Annotated in this window: 16 protein-coding genes; 3 read left to right on the top strand and 13 right to left on the bottom strand. The window is 66.4% G+C overall.

Annotation, left to right across the window (positions count from 1 at the left end):
- Positions 1-207 precede the first annotated feature (207 nt).
- Positions 208-453, top strand: a complete 246-nt coding sequence (locus QX126_RS13405; RefSeq protein WP_315740795.1) for a hypothetical protein — start codon at positions 208-210, stop codon at positions 451-453.
- 127 nt (positions 454-580) lie between these two features.
- Here the strand turns inward: QX126_RS13405 and QX126_RS13410 are convergent, their stop codons facing one another.
- Positions 581-1,186: a LuxR C-terminal-related transcriptional regulator gene (locus QX126_RS13410; RefSeq protein WP_315781521.1), complete on the bottom strand. Its 606-nt coding sequence runs from the start codon at positions 1,184-1,186 to the stop codon at positions 581-583.
- A gap of 316 nt (positions 1,187-1,502) precedes the next feature.
- On the opposite strand from QX126_RS13410, the gene QX126_RS13415 reads away from it, so the two are divergent.
- Positions 1,503-2,654, top strand: a complete 1,152-nt coding sequence (locus QX126_RS13415; protein ID WP_315740797.1) for a hypothetical protein — start codon at positions 1,503-1,505, stop codon at positions 2,652-2,654.
- Positions 2,655-2,687: 33 nt separating this feature from the next.
- Here QX126_RS13415 and ipdC read toward each other — a convergent pair whose 3' ends face one another.
- From ipdC to QX126_RS13435, 4 genes are all read right to left on the bottom strand, one after another.
- Positions 2,688-4,325, bottom strand: coding sequence for an indolepyruvate/phenylpyruvate decarboxylase (gene ipdC, locus QX126_RS13420; RefSeq protein ID WP_315781524.1), 1,638 nt, complete (start codon positions 4,323-4,325; stop codon positions 2,688-2,690).
- A gap of 156 nt (positions 4,326-4,481) precedes the next feature.
- A complete protein-coding gene (locus tag QX126_RS13425; RefSeq protein ID WP_315781527.1) occupies positions 4,482-4,673 on the bottom strand; it encodes a hypothetical protein in 192 nt (63 codons plus the stop codon).
- A gap of 141 nt (positions 4,674-4,814) precedes the next feature.
- Complete coding sequence (locus tag QX126_RS13430; RefSeq protein ID WP_315781530.1) at positions 4,815-5,726, bottom strand: acyl-CoA acyltransferase; 912 nt, start codon at positions 5,724-5,726, stop codon at positions 4,815-4,817.
- Positions 5,727-5,924: 198 nt separating this feature from the next.
- Positions 5,925-7,145 carry a hypothetical protein gene (locus tag QX126_RS13435; protein WP_315781749.1) on the bottom strand — a complete coding sequence of 407 codons (1,221 nt, stop codon included), beginning with the start codon at positions 7,143-7,145 and terminating at the stop codon, positions 5,925-5,927.
- A 147-nt stretch (positions 7,146-7,292) separates the two neighbouring features.
- Here QX126_RS13435 and QX126_RS13440 point away from each other — a divergent pair, with 147 nt between their 5' ends.
- Positions 7,293-8,477: a glycosyltransferase family 4 protein gene (locus QX126_RS13440; RefSeq protein WP_315781533.1), complete on the top strand. Its 1,185-nt coding sequence runs from the start codon at positions 7,293-7,295 to the stop codon at positions 8,475-8,477.
- Here QX126_RS13440 and QX126_RS13445 read toward each other — a convergent pair whose 3' ends face one another.
- The 8 genes from QX126_RS13445 to QX126_RS13480 form a co-directional block, all read right to left on the bottom strand.
- Complete coding sequence (locus tag QX126_RS13445) at positions 8,478-9,656, bottom strand: glycosyltransferase (RefSeq protein WP_315781536.1); 1,179 nt, start codon at positions 9,654-9,656, stop codon at positions 8,478-8,480.
- Complete coding sequence (locus QX126_RS13450) at positions 9,649-10,671, bottom strand: polysaccharide deacetylase family protein (protein WP_315781539.1); 1,023 nt, start codon at positions 10,669-10,671, stop codon at positions 9,649-9,651. Before QX126_RS13450 ends, QX126_RS13445 begins: the two co-directional genes overlap by 8 nt.
- Positions 10,668-12,188, bottom strand: a complete 1,521-nt coding sequence (locus tag QX126_RS13455) for a lipid II flippase MurJ (RefSeq protein ID WP_315781542.1) — start codon at positions 12,186-12,188, stop codon at positions 10,668-10,670. The genes QX126_RS13450 and QX126_RS13455 overlap by 4 nt, the downstream gene beginning before the upstream one ends.
- Positions 12,185-12,373 carry a hypothetical protein gene (locus tag QX126_RS13460; RefSeq protein WP_315781545.1) on the bottom strand — a complete coding sequence of 63 codons (189 nt, stop codon included), beginning with the start codon at positions 12,371-12,373 and terminating at the stop codon, positions 12,185-12,187. Before QX126_RS13460 ends, QX126_RS13455 begins: the two co-directional genes overlap by 4 nt.
- Entirely contained in the window at positions 12,370-13,527 is a 1,158-nt protein-coding gene (locus QX126_RS13465) for a glycosyltransferase family 4 protein (RefSeq protein WP_315781548.1), read from the bottom strand. The genes QX126_RS13460 and QX126_RS13465 overlap by 4 nt, the downstream gene beginning before the upstream one ends.
- Positions 13,524-15,788, bottom strand: a complete 2,265-nt coding sequence (locus QX126_RS13470) for an exopolysaccharide transport family protein (protein ID WP_315781551.1) — start codon at positions 15,786-15,788, stop codon at positions 13,524-13,526. Before QX126_RS13470 ends, QX126_RS13465 begins: the two co-directional genes overlap by 4 nt.
- A 27-nt stretch (positions 15,789-15,815) precedes the next feature.
- Complete coding sequence (locus tag QX126_RS13475; RefSeq protein WP_315781554.1) at positions 15,816-16,970, bottom strand: glycosyltransferase; 1,155 nt, start codon at positions 16,968-16,970, stop codon at positions 15,816-15,818.
- A gap of 325 nt (positions 16,971-17,295) precedes the next feature.
- Complete coding sequence (locus QX126_RS13480; RefSeq protein WP_315781557.1) at positions 17,296-17,988, bottom strand: DUF2848 domain-containing protein; 693 nt, start codon at positions 17,986-17,988, stop codon at positions 17,296-17,298.
- Positions 17,989-18,016 lie beyond the last annotated feature (28 nt).

Raw genomic sequence — 18,016 nt, forward strand, 5'->3', positions numbered from 1 at the left:
CCGATCTGTGCGGCGTCTCGCACGCCGCACCGCCGCGACGGGCTCGGACGACCGAGATGGCAAACGAGACCTTCACGACGCGGATTCGCTGAACCTGATCTTCATATTCCCTTACAATAAGTTGACGCCGTACTTCTACGGCTCACGATTTTCACAATCAACTAATCATGAGCTGCGAGACTCGGGGTCACATAGGAGATGTGTCCCATGTTTACTTTTGAAACCGCCGACCAGAAGGAAGTCAGGCGTTTCCGAATTGCGCAGTTCAACGGCCGGACCGCGACCGTGAAATCCGGCGGATCGACGATCACCGGCCACGTCCGTTCAGTCATGGAGAACGAAGCGAGCGTACCGCCGCGCTGGACCATTACGATCGTGCCGGCACCGCCCAAGGCGCAGGCGCCGCTGCGCCCGACCTCCCGGGTTCGCCCCTTCGCCGAGGATTATTTCTGACAGCACGGACGTCCGCGTCCCGCTCAGCGCGTTCGACCGAGCCGGTCGGACGCCGATCTTCATTGCCTGCAGCGCGCGGCACTGCGGGGGTCGAAAGCGCGAGCGCGGCATTCGCGCTCGTCCGCCGTCATCCGATCTGGTTGAGAAGTGCTGCGCGAACGAGTTCGGCTGTGTTGCGCGCGCCAACCTTGCGCATGGCCTCGGCGCGATGGCTCTCGAAGGTGCGGGGGCTGATGCCCATGCGCAAGGCGCCCTCCTTGTTCGAATGCCCCTCACTGATCAGCTTGAGGACCTCGTGTTCGCGCGGGGTCAGCGACTTGCTGGCCCGGCCGGGTGGTCGCGCGGGCGCCGTGCCCTGCTCGTGAGCCGGCACCGTCCGCGACAGCGGTCTTAACTGCCCGTGCGCGCCGGACATCTGGTTGACCAGGGCGCAGATCCGCTCAGTCTGCAGCAACGCGTTGTCGACGACCACCTGGACATGCCGGCGCTCGCCGGGCGTCCTGGCGATCTCGTCGCTGCGCTGCTTGATTTCCTCCATGTAGAGCATCAGGGCGGTGAGCGAACCGTTCAGCTGACGCGCCAAAGTGAGCGTGGCCTGGTCGTCGTGACGTCCTATCGCGAGCGGCGCAGATGTGCCGGAACGGGTCGCCAGGAGGTCCGGGTCGTTAACTCCTTGGCCGCCCGGAGCAGGTGCGGCATGAGCGTCGGAAAGGCTGTTGTTCAGCTGTGCCATGCCTCATTCTGACGCGGCGGCAGCTTTAACATGGTTAATTATACCGTCCGTAGCAATACGGGATTTTTCCCGGCAACTCGCGCAACCGCCGCTAATTTTCCCAAAAGTTACAATCTGAAATGGTTAAGCCGGGGCGTGATGCCGTGCTTCGGGAGACCCGTCCCTGGCGCGTGCCGCGACGCCTGTCCACGATGTCGTGCAATGCTACGATTGTTTACTGACATTAATTTCGCACCAACTGTTTCGTGCTTCGATGAGCTCCGTGCTCGTCCGTGGAGACGAGCGACCTTGACATATAGCTGACAGCCTGACGCCAATGGGACCGGTCGACCGGATCTGGGAATTCCTGCAGCGGTTGTCACCGCTGACACGAAGCTGCCTGCTCAGCGAGCTCGAACGGCTGGAGCTGAGCGGCGTCGACATGCCGGGATCCGCCGACCTCCAGGCCCGGCTGCGCGCCGAGATCCGCAACAACAATGGCGCCGGCGGCCACCGCACCATCAATCCTTCGCGCTACTTCTTCATGCCCGTCGAGCAGCTTCTCATCGACGGTTCGCCGGAGCATGCCAATGAGGGCCGCATTGCCCGCGGCTCCCTCACGCCGATCTGGGAATGGATCTCGCGCGATCTGCTGCCGACCATGGCGCGAGACTACAACGCGCAGATGAAGGACCTGATCGCCGGGGACAAGCAGCGCGAGATCCGCCAGGTCGCGAGCGCGTTCCAGACCAAGGTGACGAAGTCGCTGGAAGGCACGTTGGCGCGCGCCGAGGGCATCGAGCAGGTCCGCAGCAAGCTGAAGGCCTATACGGCCTCGCCGTCGGTGTTCGACGACGTCGTCAAGCTGTTGAAGGCGCTGCGCGCCCGCGAGGAACTCGCTAAGTTCGCCGATTCGCTGCCGGACCGGATCGTTGAGTTCGACGATCCGCAGGTGAAGAAGATGGTGCTGCTGCTCGATGCGCTGCGCAAGAGGCAGCCGGAAGCCGTGCCCTTTGCGTTGACGCTGGTCGCCAAGCGTCTGAAGGAGCCCTGGCAGGTGTTGCGGCTGGCGACCAAGGCGGCGCGCTCGAAGAACGTCGCGGATGTCATCGCGGCGCCCTACGCCATGACCGTGCCGATGGTGCTCGATCAGCTCGAGGACAAGCGGCTCGCGCTTCGTGTCGCGTTGAAGAACAACCGCGTCGTGACCGCCAAGGAAATCCTAACCAGCATCTATGACATCGAGTATGCGATCCAGGTCCGCATCGATCGCATCGACGAGTCCGAGTGGGGCACGCGCCTGAACGCCATCATGGCCAATACCGACAGAATGGTGCAGGCCGAGGTCAAGCGCTTCCCCGCAGAAGTTGGGCACGTGCTCGGCTCCAACAGGCTGCGCAGCCATCGCTCGTTCGGCGGCCGCCTCACCTATTTCGCCTGGAAGGGCCGTGACGCGATCAAGACGGTGCTGCGGTCGGCAACCGGTTGACGGCCGTGCGTTCAGAGCGCCCTTCCGGCCATCCTAGCCCTGAGCCATGCGCTCGCGCGCCGACTTGAATCCTGCCACGAAGCGCGCCAGCGTGTCCGAGGTCTTGCCGCGCGGCAGCATCACTTCGATCAGCGAGAAGCGTCCGCGCCGATGCACCGCGCGCTCCAACGCAGCGACGAGCTCGCTCCGGGTGGCGACGCGCTCGCCGGTGCCGCCGATGGAATTGGCGATGTCGGCATAGTGCCAGTCATCGAGATCGTTGAACCGCGACTCCGGCTGGAACACGCGCAGCATTTCCCAGCTGCAATTGTTGAACAGCACGACGATCGGATCGAGGCCGTAGCGGCGACAGTTGCCGAGCTCCCATCCGGTCATCTGGAATGCGCCGTCGCCGACCAGGATCAGCGGACGAAGGCCGGTCGCGGCCACGCCGATGCCGGCCGGCACGCCGAAGCCCATCCCGGCGTAGTAGCCCGGCGCGGCCAGCGCCGTGTTGTCGATCTCCATCGCGGTGAACAGGCAGTCGCCGATATCGGAGGTCATCGGCATCCGGCCATGGCGATCGAACATGTCGTTGATCGCGGTCGCGATGTCCGAAGGCGCGATCGGCGCGCCATCGGCCGCGAGACCGCGCGGATAGGCCGAGCGCTGCCGCGGCAGGCCGGACGCCGCGGCCCGCGGTGCCGCGCGCTCGTCCAGCGCATCGATCAGATCGCCAAGCGGCATGTCGCGATAGGCGTGATGACCGATCTGGACCTCACGGCTGGCGGCCAGGATCATGCGGCGCGGATCCGGCGCCCGGTTCGACAGCGCGAAATTGGTATCCGACAGGATGACGCCCAGCATCAGCACGAGATCGGCATTCTCGACCAGCTCCGTGATCGCCGGGTTGCCCGCGGCGCCGAGATAGGTGCCGGCGACGACATCGTCGGCCCTGTCGAGCAGGCCGCGGCCCATGAAGGTCGTCACCAGCGGCAGGCCGAGCTTGCGCGCGAGCGCCGCGATCCTGTCCTCGACGCCGTAGCGCCGGATTTCGACGTCGACGACGATCACGGGACGCTCCGCCTGCGCGATGCGGGCGAGGATCTCCTCGACGCATTCGTCGAGCGCCTCGCGGCTGGCCCGCCGCGGCGGCAGCGGCACCACCGGCTCGACCTCGGCATCGACCATGTCGCGCGGAAATTCGAGATAGACCGGCAGCGACATCTCCTTCGCGCTGCGCAGCACGCGCGCAATCTGGGCCGGCGCGGTGGCCGGATCGGTCAGCACCGCCTGATCGCAGGTGATCTCCTTGAACACCGCGAGCTGCGTGTCGACGGTGCGGGCCTGGTGGTGCAGCAGAAAACCGGAGACGCGCTCACGCGCGCCGGGCGCACCCGCGATCACCACGACCGGCGAGCGTTCGGCATAGGCGCCGGCGACCGCGTTCACGACGTTGAAGGCGCCGGCGCCATAGGTGACGACGGCGACGCCGAGGCCGCCATGATAGCGCGCGGCCGCATCCGCGGCGAAGCCGACCGCCGGCTCATGGCTCAGCGTGACGCTCGGCAGGATGTTGCTCTCCTCGATGACCTTGAACAGCGGCAGCACGAAGTCGCCGGGAATGCCAAAGATCTCGCGGGCGCCATGGTCCTTCAGGGCGGCGAGCAGCGCATGGGCAAGAGCAGGCATCCGGATCCCCTGAGCGTGGCGTGAGGTTCAGCCGGTGCTACACGATGAGGGGCGGACTGCCAACCGCCGGCCGTTCGATCCGCGAGCCGTGCCGTCCGGATCGCCCCGTCCAAACTTCATGCTGGAGCGGCAAGGCCCGAGCCCACCCGCGCCACGTCAGTTCGCCGTCAGCCGCAGAGCCTGGGCGGAGGGTGTAGCGCCATGCGGGACGGCAAGCGCAACCGTGAACAGGATGGCGACTGCCACGATCATGCAGAGCTTCATCACAACAGTCCTGCGATCGGTGATCGGCAGGAACAGGAAGAACAGCAGCATCGCCGCCAGCGCGAGTTCGAAAACGTAAGACATGGATGACCACCTCCGTTGCCAGGAGGATGGCGCAGGCCGGAAGCCCAGACTGTGCGTGCCGTCACATCGGTCCGATAGACCACGCGAGCCAGTATCCCGGCCGCCGCAGCGGGACCATGCAACCGAACCCAATCGACTGCCTCAGCCGTCGAACAGCGCGGCCTCGGTGAAAGCGAGATCGCCGAGATGGGGTGGATGTGGACCCTTGGCATATTTGCGTCCGCGCTTGTCCGAGTACCAGCCGGCCAGCCCGGCAACGGGCTCGTTCGCATCGAGCCGCACCAGCAGGCCGCCGCGCCGCAGCAGCAGCCGGCCAATGTTGCCGGCCAGCCGCACGAGGTCGGCGACATCCCGGCAATACAGCAGGCGATACACCGGCAGCGCGTTCATCACCCGGTGCTTCTGAAACACGAACGGATACGCCGCATCGGCCTCGCGCGCGACGAGACTGAGACACCCCCATTGCGCATGCTGCCGCAACAGATCGGCCGCGTCGGGAGAGAGCCCATGCACATCGTCCTCGGAGAATTCTTCGATACGGACATCCGAGCGCGATCGCGACAGGGCCAGCGCGGCGTAGACCTGTCCCTTGCAGTAGACCGAAAAGCCCTGAGCCTCGACCTGCGGCCAAGTGTGCGGGGCTGGCGTGATGTTGAAATAGGTCACCGTCTTGTCGCGCGTCGCCGCGCGCACCAGCATCGAGCTGAAGGCACGGAACGCCGGCTCGACATACCAGCTCGAGACATTGGCCCTGACGATTGGCTTACCGCCGCTGTGGAGCTCGGAGAACAGCAGCAGGATCACGCCCACGGGAACGCCGCCATGGTCGAGACAATAGCCGAATGCCGGAAAGCCGGCCGGCCGCGGGCGCGCCGCGTGACGTTCGAGTCCGCGCAACCAATAGGCCTCGCTGCGAAAGGCGAATCCGCGCGTCAGCAGCGCAGCGACCGCCGGCAGATCCGCCGTGCGGATCTCTCGGATGCGAACCCCGGTCACGGCCTGCGCCGGCACCGGCCTGTCGTTCGCAATCTCGGCCTTTTTGATCGGCTGCATTCCAGCATCACCCGAGAGAGGTCCAGCGCGTCACCCGTCGCGCGGCGGGATTGTCGTGGCTGCAATTATCGTAAAAAGGTCAGGTGGCAGTGAACCACGTCGCGCTGGCCTTACTTTTCAGTTAACGGGATTCGCGAACCACATCGAGATGTTGTCACTCGCCCCCCTCACGGTAACCCCCGCGACTGGCGTCGTCGCTCACGGCCGCGGCACGCGAAACATGTAGGTCTCGTTGACATTGAGGCCGTCGACGAAGAAACGTCCGGGCTTTGCCTCGATCCGGCGTCGCAGCCCATCCCAGCCCCAGACCTCAAGGCTGCGCGTCCATGCGGGCAGCTCGAGCTCGACCGCGCGGCCCGGCCGGTCGGTCCAGCCGGCAATGTTCTGCCACACGATCAAGTCGGCATCCGGTCCGCGCAGCGTGTAGAGCGCCAGCCGGCGGTCGATGGACACGATCCTCATGTGACCGGCGAGCTGCAGCACCGTCTTCACCACGAAGCCGCGTGCTTCCGGGGTCCAGGGATCCTTGCCCGCCGCCATCGCATAGGCCAGACCGTCGACATCGGGCGTGTCGCCGAGATTCCAAGGAAACGCCAGCATGGACACCGGCGAGGTGCCATCCTTGCCGACCACCGCAAGCTGGTCCCAGATCGCATTGAGAAACAGTCTCGCCGCGTCCGGATCGCTGTCCCACGCGCCGGCGCGCGCGACGTTGAACTCGGTTGCGTAGAAGTTGATGTCGCGGCTCAGGCCCATCGCCTGCTTGATGCGGTCGAAGCAGGTCTGCACCGAGAACTCGCGGCCGCGGGTCATCGGATACCATCTATCATTGTAGTAGGTATGCAGGTCGATGCCGTCGAGACGGCCGTCCTCGAGCAGATCGGCGATCGCCGGACCGTAGCCGCGCAACGTCGCATCGCCATGCGAGTTGCAGGTGGCAAAGCCGCCGGGAACGACCCGCAGCTTGGGGTCGACGCTGTGAACACCGTCCGCAAGCCCAGCCAGCGCGTCGTGATAGTCCTGGCGCGGGATCGTGGCCTGCACGTCGGGCTCGTTGATCGCGGTGAAGACGGTTGCGCCCCAATCGGGAATGCCGTTCTCGCGGCCCCAATCGCCACCGGGACGGAAACGTCTCGCCATCGCCTGCCCGGCGGCGAACCAGTCCTGATAGGATCCGATCGGCTGCGGCGGATCCAACCTCTGATAGCTGCCTTCGTACTCCAGCAGGATCAGCGGCATGATACTGTTCTTGTGCGCCTCCAGCATGGCGGCATCGAAGTCGTGCGGCGTGGGCACCCGCGCTAACGTCCGCCAGCCGTAGGAGTCCATTCGTCCCATCCTGGCACCGACGCCGTGCAGCGCCTGATAGATCTGCGTGCTCTTGCCGGCCAGATGCGTGACCAGATTGCCGCCGCCGATGCGCTCGTCGATCCGCAACGCCGAGGCGTTCGTATCGTTGGCGCGAACGGCGCTCGACCATGGCGACGTGACAAACGTTAACAGGGCTGTGCTAATGACCAGCAGATTGGAACGAAGTCGCAATGTCTGATCCCGTAGATTTCCGTTATGACGTTTGAGATTGTCCAGATCGTTCAAGAGATAAGCAATGCCGGCGGCGTGGAAACCGTTGCTATCGAGCTGGCGCGCGTTTTCGGCCGGAATGGTTTATCGAACGTCGTGCTCGCGAGCGCCGTCGCGGACAATCTCGAACACACGATAAGGGTCGAGCGCGTTGCGCCATGGCTGGCGCGGATTCCGACTCGCGGACTGTTTCGGCACATCGGCCGCGCCGTGGTCGTGCCGCTGTTCACGCTCGCCGCGACACGGGCGCTGGCGCGGCACCCCGATGCCGTCGTCGTCAGCCACGGCGATAGTCTCAAGGGCGACGTGCTGATCGTGCATGCCGTCAATGCGCAGAGCCTGGCCGAGAAGCGCGCCGCCGGCAGCTGGCGCTGGATGCTCAACCCGATGCATCTGTGGGTCGCGCTGCGCGACCGGTTCATGATCGGAGGCCTGCGGTATCGGGCGTTCGTGGCGGTGTCCTCCCGCGTCACCGCGGAGCTGCAGCGCTTCTTCCGCGTGCCGGCCGCCCGCATCCATGTCATCTCCAACGGCATCGATCTCGCGCGCTTCAAGCGCGATACCACCAGCGGCCAGGCGATCCGGCGCGAGTTCGGCATCCCGGACAACGCGCGCCTGCTGCTGTTCGTCGGCCACGAATTCAACCGCAAGGGACTGGCGCATGCGATCGGTGCGCTCGACCGGCTCGGCGACGACGTCTGGCTCCTGGTCGTCGGCTCGGACAATCCTGCGCCCTACCGCAGACTGACGCGCAACGCCCAGCAACGCGTGATCTTCGCCGGCCCACGCTCGGACATGCCGGCGCTGTACTCCGCGGCCGATGCCTTCGTGCTCCCCACGAGCTATGAGACGTTCTCGCTGGTCTGCATGGAGGCCATGGCCTGCGCAGTGCCGGTGTTCGCAACGCCGGTCGGCGGAATCGAGGATTATCTGCACGACGGCGTCAGCGGCTTCCGCATCGCGGCCGACGCCGACGACATCGCCGCCAAGCTCGCGGCGGTCTTCGCCGATCCCGCACTGATGCGCCGGCTGCAGGACGGCGCCCATGCGACCGCGCAGACCTATGGCTGGGACCAGATCGGGCTGCAATACATCGAGCTGCTCAAGCAGATCGATGCCGCCAAGCGACAGCCTGGCCACGCAGCGATTGCACTGCCGCTGAAGGCCTAGCTAATTCGTCTGCAGCCGCTGTGGGCGGGCGAGGCGGGATGCGGTTGTCGACTGATGGGCCGCACGGCATGCCGTTTCAATCGCCGCCGCGACCGCATCATAGGTGAAGCGCCGGAGCACGTTTGCGCGGGCCGCCTCACTGCGAACGGCGAGCTCCGCCCACTGGCCGCTGAGCTCATCGATGAGCCGACACAGGCTGCCGGGATCCTGCTCCGGCACGATCCAGCCGCCGTCGCCGACGACATCCGGAATCGCTCCGCAGGTTGATCCGATCACCGGAATGGCGCAGGCCTGGGCCTCGATGATCACCCGGCCGAACTGCTCGCGCACCGCGTCCGTGGTTCGCGTCAGCAGCAGCAATGCATCCAGGCCGCGCAGGAAGGCCGCGACCGCGGCGGGTGAAGCCCAGCCCTGGATCGTGACGCGCCCGCTCAAGCCGAGTTCGGCCACGCGCCGGCGCAGATGCGGCTCGTGTGGACCTTCACCCATGATGCTCAGCGTGGCCGCCGACTTGCTCCGTGCGAGCGCATCCAGCGCATCGTCGAGACCCTTCTCGACCACCAGCCGGCCGACATAGCCGAGCCGCAGCGGCGAGCCGGTCGTCGCATTCGACGGATCATCCGCCGGCATGAAGGTCGCGAGATCGACACCATAGCCGATCGGGGTCACCGGACCCGTGTAGCCACGCGCCCTCACGACCTCAGTCGCGTCGGGACTGCGCGACAGGATGTGAGCGGTGTGGCCGAGGACGAATTTGCGGATCGCCTCAAACGGCGGCGGCAGCCGTTTCAGGATGTTCTGGTCGACCTCGAGCACGAGCGCCGCACGACCGCGCAGCATCTGCGCCTGCAGCGCGACGATGCTCCAGGGCTCCTCCCAAAGATGAATCACGTCCGGATCGAGCTCGCGCAGCAGGCGACGCAGCGCCGGATAGAAGTGCAGGTACCATTTCATCGGCCCGGCGTTCGGCAGCCGGATCGGAAGCCGATGGACGAGAAACCCTTCGTTGGAGTGAGGCGCGGTAATGGTGCGGCCGAATTCCTTCCACACTTCGGGCATCACAAGATGCAGATCGACGTCGGGCCGGGAGGCGAGATGGCGGTAGCGCAGCCGGCCGGCCTCGCTGCTGGTGGCAGGATGCGCAATCGAGACGATCCGCAAGCGCCCCCTGCTAGACACGGCCCATCACCTTCGCTGCAGTCCCGCTGAAGCCGGTGAGATGCAGCTCCATCGCCGCCAGCGTACGATGCGCGCCGTTCATGGTGTTGCGCGGAATCGAAAACGCATCCTGCCCGGCTTTGACAAGGCCCTTGCGCGTGGTCGCGGCACTGGCGAATCCGGCCTGCCGCGCCAGCGCAAAGTCCCGCGGCCCGCAATCGGCGGCGCGCCCGTAAGGAAACGCGAAGTGCCGGACGTCGATGCCGAGCCGCTCGTTCAATCGCAGCCGCGCGCCGGCCAGCTCGCGCAGGGCGGCTTCCGGAGGCAGCGACGAGATCCGCGCATGCGAGACGGTGTGGGCTCCGATCTCGATGAGGGGATCCCCCGCCAGCGCTTCCAGCATGTCCCAGGAGATCGCATGTTTCCAATGCATTGCATCGATGTCGATGGCATTGGCGGCACAGAACGCGGCGTAACGATCCGCCGCCTGCGGGCCATCCCAGCGCGAGGCGACCTGCGTGAACACCGCGCGGCGCTGCTCGGCGCTCGACAGCGCGGTCCGCTCATCGTCGACCGTGACGTGGTCCCTGTGCAGCAGCGCATCCTCCAAGCCAGCGGCCCACAGCGGCAAGGTGCCGTCGGGAATGCCGGTCGTCACGAACAGCGTCACCGGCACCTTGTGCCTGCGGAACACCGGCACCAGCAGCTCGCACGTATCGCGGTAGCAATCATCGATCGAGAAGTTGATGTAGCGGCCGGACGGCTCGGCGCTTGCCGTCCGGCGCAGCGCCTCGCTGATCGTGACGACATCCCAACCCTGGTCGAGGACATAGCCGAGGAAGCGATCGAGAAAGTCGGCATCGACGTAGAAGTCGCGATTGGGCAGACGCTCCCAGTGCTCTGCCGGCGCGGTGCGATGGAACGTCAAACAACAGCCGCGCGGGCCGAGCACACGATCGGCGGCCTTGGCGAGCGGAAGGACGAAGGCACCGGATGCCATCATGGCCTTGGCGGCAGCGAGGGCCAACAGGGTCAACTCAGCTCTCCCTTCATCTTGAACGTACGACGAACATGGCGGAGCGCCGTGCCCACCACGGCCGGCAGCAGGATGCCGATCGCGAAGGCCAGGCAGAGCAGATAGGCCAATCCGCCGGCGAACAGGCGCGGCAGCAGGCCCGGCACGGAGGTCTGAATCATCATGCCGAGCACGGCCATCAGTGCGGTCGGCAGCAGGGCCAAGCCGATCACGAGCAGGAGCTTTCGCGCATCGCCGAGCACAAACACCACGCCCGACAGCAGCACGAGGCTGCGGATCGCTTCGCCAACTCCGAGCAACTGCATGCCGGCCGCCGGCGACGGATCGAACAGCGGCATCAGCAGGTTGAAACCCATGTTGGCGAGATAGGCAGAGACGATGATCAGCGCGGCGACGCCGTTGCGCCCCGCGCCGTTGAGCAGGCGGATCAGGATCCAGCCGAGGGTCGCAGCCCAGACGCCGCAGGCGATGCCCTTGAGCGCATGCGAGGTCAGCAGCAGGGCCTCGTCGCCGAACGCGCCGCGGAAATAGATCAGGCGGACGATGTCGGTCGAGAAGACCAGCAGGAACGCCGAGGCCGGCAAGATCAGTGCGAGCAGCGGCCGCAGCAGCGCCTCGGTCTGCGCGCGCGGATCGTGCGGGGCATGCTGCGACAGCACTGCCATGCCGAGCGGCTGGCTGATCAGCAGCAGCGCGCTCTCGGTCAGCGAGCGCGCGTAGTCCAGCGAGGCGACGGCGCCCGTCGTCAGCCGCGACGCCGTGAAGCGCTCGATCCAGACATTGCCCTGCTCGGCCAGCGGCAACGCAAGCAGGACGCGCAGCCGGCGGAAGAATTCGACACCCTTGTCGATCACCATGCCGGCGGTCAGGCCGGAGACGCTCAGCGCGCCCTCGCGCCACAGCGAGACCAGACCCCAGGCGGCGAGGCCATTGAAAGCAACGGTGAAGGCGCAGGCGAGCATGTAGGCGTCGCCGGTCAGCACAAGCAGGCCGATTCCGCCGATCACTGCGACGTTGAGCAGGCTGGCGCGGACATTGGTCAGCCGCGTGCGCCCGAGCGCGATCTCGCCGGCCGCCAGCACGTTGAGGACCGCGGACGCCGGCATGCCGAACGCCATCATGCGCACGAAATGCAAAGTGAGCTCACGCCCCTCCGCCGAGAAGCCGCCGACGACGGCGTTCACCCAGAGCTCACCCAGCAGCAGGATGATCGCGGTCACCGCGCTTGACACGGTGGCAATGACGATCGTCAGCGCACCGAGGCTGCGCGCGGCATCCGGCCGCTGCAGCGCCTCGCGATGCATCGGGATCATGATCGCCGGCACGCTCTCGTTCTGCAGGAACGCAAGCGGGATGAGCACGGCCGCCATCGCGGCCCGGAAGCCGTCGGCGATGAGCGAGGCGCCCAGCACATGCGCCATCAGCACCTCGCGGCCGAAGCCGAGCATCTTGCTCGCCAGCGCACCGCTGATCAGCAGCGCACTGAAGCGCTTGAGCGAAGGACCGGAGGCGCTCATGCGGCTTCCTCCGACACGGCCGGCGGCCCTTTCCATCGCGCAGAGAATTGTCCGTCCTCGAGCAGTTTCGGCCACGACAGCACCGGCGCGAGAATGGCGAACAGCGGGCCGAGCGGATCGTAGTCCGCGACGAGATCGACCATACGCCGCTCGGAGGACGGGGCAGGTGTGACGATCGTGCTCACACCGCCGCTCCCGCACCGACATTGCGGATCAGAAGCCCGATCGAGTCCAGCATGCGTGCAAGACTGTAATGGGTGCGCGCGCGGCGCGACGCGTAGTCGAGCTGCGGCGCGAGGATCTCGGGTTGAGCCAGCACCGCGTCCAAAGCCTCGGACAGCGCACGCGCATCACCAGGCGGCACGAGCAGGCCGGCCCGGCCATGGTCGAGGATGTCCGGCGCAGCGCCAGCATCGGTGGCAATCACCGGCACGCCGGCGAGCATCGCTTCGACCAGGGTGCGGCCGAACGGCTCGGGATCGATCGACGGATGCACCATCGCGTCCACCGCCTGCATCAGCAGCGGCACGTCGCTGCGATGCCCAAGGAAGTGAACGCGATCGCCGAGGCAAAGCTCCGCGACCAGCCGTCTCAGCTCAGCCGCGTAGTCCTGCTCGCCGAACAGGGCATCTCCGACGATGATGCCGTGAACACCCGGCAGTTTGGCCAGCGCTTCGATCAGAACATGCTGGCCCTTCCACTGGGCGAGCCGGCTGAAGACGCCGACCAGAGGTGCGGAGGGCAGGCCGAGTCGCTGCCGCAGCTCCTGCTGCGATGCGCGCACGGGTTCGACGGCGAGGCCATTGGGCACGACCTCGACGAGAGAGCGTCGACCTCCGGCCTCGATGAAGGCGGCTGCGGCGGCTTCGGAGGGGACGACGACCTTCGCGGCGAAGCGGTTGGCGAGAAAGATCTGCATGCGACGCTGCAGCGCGCCGAAATGAGCCGGGCTGATGATGTCGTGCAGATGCCAGATCAACGGCCGCCGTGCCGCGATGTTGGCGATGGCCGACAGGACAAAGGCCTTCTGCGAATTGGCATAGAGGACGTCATGCCTGCGTGCGACATGCGCGAGCTCCGCGGTGATCGCCGCGAGTCTGCCGAACAGCGGCAGCGCCTCGAGCCACGAACTGTCGCGTCTGAACTGCCCCAGGCCGCGGCCCCAGCGCGACGTGATGACCGACATGCCGCGCTCAGCCAGCACTTGGCCGAGCGGGCCCGGCTCGAACAGGAACACCGATGAATCCTTGCGGCCCTGGACGACATCGAGCAGGATCAACTCGGCGCCGCCGATCTGGCCGGTGTGATCGACGAACAGGACGCGCTCGGCCGGCATCACCCGGCTCCGGCGTAGGCTGCCACGGGCGCGGTCTGGACGACAGGCGGGCTGCGGTGCTCGACGTCGGTCATGGTGACGACGATGCCGACATCGCGGGCTCCGAGTGCCCTGCTCCTGTTCACCGTCACGACCGCCGGCTCGATCAACGACCGGTCACTGCGCACGCAGACGATCGCCCAGTCCGTACCGGCAAGGAAGTCGTTCCGTTGCGACGGCAACGGTGTGTCGACGATCACGGCATCATAGCCATCGAGACCAGCGAGGAGACCGTCGAGGCTGATCGCGTCGAGAATGTCGCCGACCGGACCGGTCGTCGCACCAATCGGCAGCACGTCGAGCGAGGGATGCGCGGTCGGCAGAATCATGTCCCGGAGCGGCGTCCCGCGCTCCAGCGCGCCGAGCCATCCGGGGCTTGCCGGCAGGGCCATGATCTCGGCAAAGGCGGGATGCGAGACGTCGCACTCGACGACCAGCACGCGCCGGCCTGCGGCCGCGAGGTGCTCTGCCAGCGCACAGGCCGTGGTCGTCTTGCCATCTCCTGCATCGGGAGAGGTCACGACGATGCGCTGCGATCGCGCGGACCGCTTCAAACCGAGTTCGTGGACGAGATCACGCAGCGCATGCTGAAAATCAGTGTCCTCGGAGGCGAGGCGCAAGACGCGCGGGATCGCCAGCGGTTGATGGCCTTGCAGGATCGCGCCGAGCGCCGACATCTCGCGCAGGCTCTTCAGGCGCGGCAAGCAGGCCAGGATCGAAACGTCGGCGACGCTCGGGAGATGAGAGCTTCGTTCGGGCGGTGGCGTCGCCGTCTCCGGTGCGGTCACACTCTCGGCCAATTCAGGGACGATGGCCGGAGCTTCGTCGGCAGCGGGCGCCTCGACCTGTTGGGCCGGCGCTTCCGGAGTGACGGGCACGGGCGGGCTGATCAGGCGCGCGCCGAGCTGATCGGCGAGCAGCGCAGCGCCGACGCCGAAGATCAACGCGAGCGTCATGCCGGCGGCGAGGAACGGGATCTTCTTCGGGAAAAACGGCTTGCTCGGCAGCTCGGCAAGGCTGACGAGACGCGTGCTGCCGCGCAGGACGCGCCGCTCGGTTTCGAGCTCGCTCGCCTTCTTGTAGAGCTCGGCATATTGCTGGCGCTTGATCTCGGTGTCGCGCACCATGCTCTCGATGGAGGCCTCGTCCAGCGTGGCCGAGCCGGCCTCCGCCTTGGCGGTCTCCATCTGCTTCTTGAGCGAATTGACCAGCGCGGTGTTGGCATCGAACGCCTTCTGCGCGCTGGCCGCGATCGACTGCATCTCCTCGACGAGACGCTGCTGGATGCTCGCCTGCTCGCGGGTCAGCGCCAGGATCGACGGGTGTTTCGGACCGAGCACGCCGGCAGCGCTCGCGAGCTGCGCGCTCACTGTCGTGAGCTGCTGCTTGAGGTCGGCGATGGTCCGGCTCTGCAGCACCGAAGGCGCATCGGTCGGGCCGCGCTCCTGCTCCGACTTGATCTCCTGCAGCCGCGCCGCAGCCTCGGCCCGCGCGGCCTCCGCCTGCGACAATTGCTGGCCGATGCTCGTCAGCCGCTCCGAGGAGATCGGCGCGTTGGCGCCGCGCATCAGCCCCTTGGTGCGGCGGAACTTCTGGATCTTGTCGTCGGCCTCGCGCAGCTGCTGATCGAGCTGCTTCAGCTCCTGCCACAGCCAGGAGCTCGCGACCTCGCGGCTGTTGGCGCCTTCGGTACGCTGATCCTCGAGAAACGTCTGCGTCAGTGCGTTGGCGAGCGTCTGCGCGACGTCGGGGAGACCCGACTGATAGGAGATGTTGATGACGCGCGAGCGGCCGGCGGAGGCGACGCTGAAACGGCTCTCGACGTGGTCGATGAACGCGCCGACATCCGTCTTGAGACGCTGGCAGGCATCCGTCGAGCCGAGCAGGCGGCCGCGCTCGCATTCGCTGACGACCGCGCCGGCAACACCCGGCGACGAAATGATCTGCCGCAGAAGGCGCGGCGAGCGGATCACCAGCAGCTGGCTTTCCATGTCGGCGGGGTCGCCGACCTTCTGCGCCCACGCCGCCGAGGTGTTGGCACCAGGCTCCTGCTCGGCGATGATCACGGAGGCCGTGGCGAGATAGCGTACCGGCAGCAGCACAAGCGCGGCCACGGCAAGCGCGAGGACGGCACCGGCCACAATGGCGAACACGCCGCGACGGCGCCAGATCCGCCCCAACGCGTCGAGACCGGACAAGGCTTCCGTAAGACCCGCCTGCCTCATGATCTGCACCCACACCACATATGAACGTTACGCAATCAGCCGTGTCGCGCGGCCCTGATGTCCCGCACGGAAATGCTCGATCTCCTCGTTGACCGCCGCGACGAACTGGCTGCGGAAGCGCTCCGCCGAGAAGAAGCCGGCGCGCTGGCGGCAATCGAGCCGCGAGATCGACTTCTCCTTGGCCACGAACGCACGCACGCAAGACGCGATCGCCTCTGGCTCGGGCGACTCAAAGAACATGCCCGTCGGGCGCGGCCCGGTGGTGAGGATCGACTCGCGCGCACCGCCGCGGCCCAAGGCCAGCACCGGCGCGCCTTCCGACTGCGCCTCGACCGGGATGATGCCGAAATCCTCTTCCGCGGCGAACACGAAGGCACGGGCGGTGGTCATCAGATCGCGCAATTGCTTGTCCGGCACGAAGCCGGCGAATTTAACGTTGGGTCCTGCGATCGACTTCAGACGCGCCGCCTCCGGGCCGTCGCCGGCCACGACCAGCTCGAGGTCCGGCATGGTATTGAAGGCGCGCACGATCGGCTCGATGCGCTTGTAGGGCACGAGCCGGCTGGCGGCGAGGAAGTGGTTGCCGACCGGCAGGATCGCATCGCGCTGCGCGATGGTCACCGGCGGATAGATCACCTTGGCGTCGCGGCCGTAGATCTTCTTGATGCGGCGGGCGACAAACTGCGAATTCGTGAAGATGGCGTCGGGGCCGTGCGCGGTGCGGGCGTCCCAGATCCGCATCTTGTGCAGCAACGTGCGGGCGATGAGGCCCTTGACGCCGGTGGCGTAGCCGCTCTCCTGAAGATACTGGTGCTGCAGGTCCCAGGCATAGCGCATCGGCGAATGCACATAGGCGATGTGGACCTGCTCCGGCCCGGTCAGCACGCCCTTCGCCACCGCGCAGCTCGAGGAGATCACGAGATCGTAGCTCGACAGGTCGAGCTGCTCGATCGCGAGCGGCATCAGCGGCAGGTAGGAGCGGTGATACTTCCGCAAAAGCGGCATCTTCTGCAGGAAGGTGGTGTGCGACGTTTCGAATCCCAGCTTGGCGCGGTCCTCGGGACGCAGCAGGTCGAACAGCGTGAAGACATCGGCGCCGGGATAGCAGCGCAAGATCTCCTGCAGGACCTTCTCGGCGCCGCCGAGAACGTAAAGCCAATCGTGGACGATCGCGACGCGCATCGCACTCTCCCAATTCCCGGGGTATTTAATAAAACCCTTAAGGGAGGTATCCACGCGCACAACCAATTCCTAAACTTCTAGTTAATCGCCCTTGTCCTCCGACCCGTCGAATAAGCCGTGATCAGGTAGGGATCGGTTAAGGATTTGCCAGCCGCTCCGCGTCTCATGTCGCGACAGGATCGTGCCGGATGCGAACGCCTGATGCGCGGCGGTCCCGCTTCGGCACACTCCGACACCCTAGGCCGTCTTGCTTAACAGGCCCTTGCCGTAGCGGACGCTCACCCGGTCCAGCCTCGCCGCACACGATCGTGATCGCGCGTCCCGATCAGCCGGCGATGACGAGCTGCTCGATCGCATAACCATGGCGGATCACGCGGTTCAGCACGGGATCGACCAGCTCGAAGTCGAAACGGTCGGCGGGGCGGATGCCGCCCCTGGCGGCAAAGGTGCCGCCGAACATCGCGGTGCCCTCGGGCAGGTCGGCGTCACCATAGCGGCGCGCGATCAGGTCGAAAGCCGCCAGCATGCCGCTCAGCGCGCCCTCCTGATACAGCACGCGCTCGCCACCGATGGTCGCGTAGGCGCGCAGCATCAGCTGGTCCCAATGCGCGGCGACGTCGTCGACCAGCCACAGCTCCGGCGCCACCGGCTTGTCGCACATCTGCTTGGAGACGGTGATGTTGTAGGTCTCGACCTTGCGATCGGTATGATCGGAGCCGACGCCGACCAGCAGTTTGCCGCGCGATTTCACCAGCACGAACTCGACCTCGCCGGAGGACTCCCCGCCGCTGACCTCGATGCTGTCGGATGTGGTCAGCCGGCTGGCCGCGGCCTCGTAATAGATCGGCGTCGTCGCCGGCCGGGGAATGCCGAGCTCTTCCAATTCGGCGATGTGCTTGTCGCGCGCGACCGGATCGCGCCCGGTCCAGCCGGCGATGACAAGGCGGCTCAGCGTGATCTGCTGCCGCGTCGCCCCGCCGCCTGCGTGAACCAGGAATTCGATTGTCGTGCCGCTCATCGTCTCATCGCCTCTGTCCCGTCAGACC

This window comes from Bradyrhizobium sp. SZCCHNPS1003 (assembly GCF_032381555.1).
Lineage (GTDB): Bacteria > Pseudomonadota > Alphaproteobacteria > Rhizobiales > Xanthobacteraceae > Bradyrhizobium.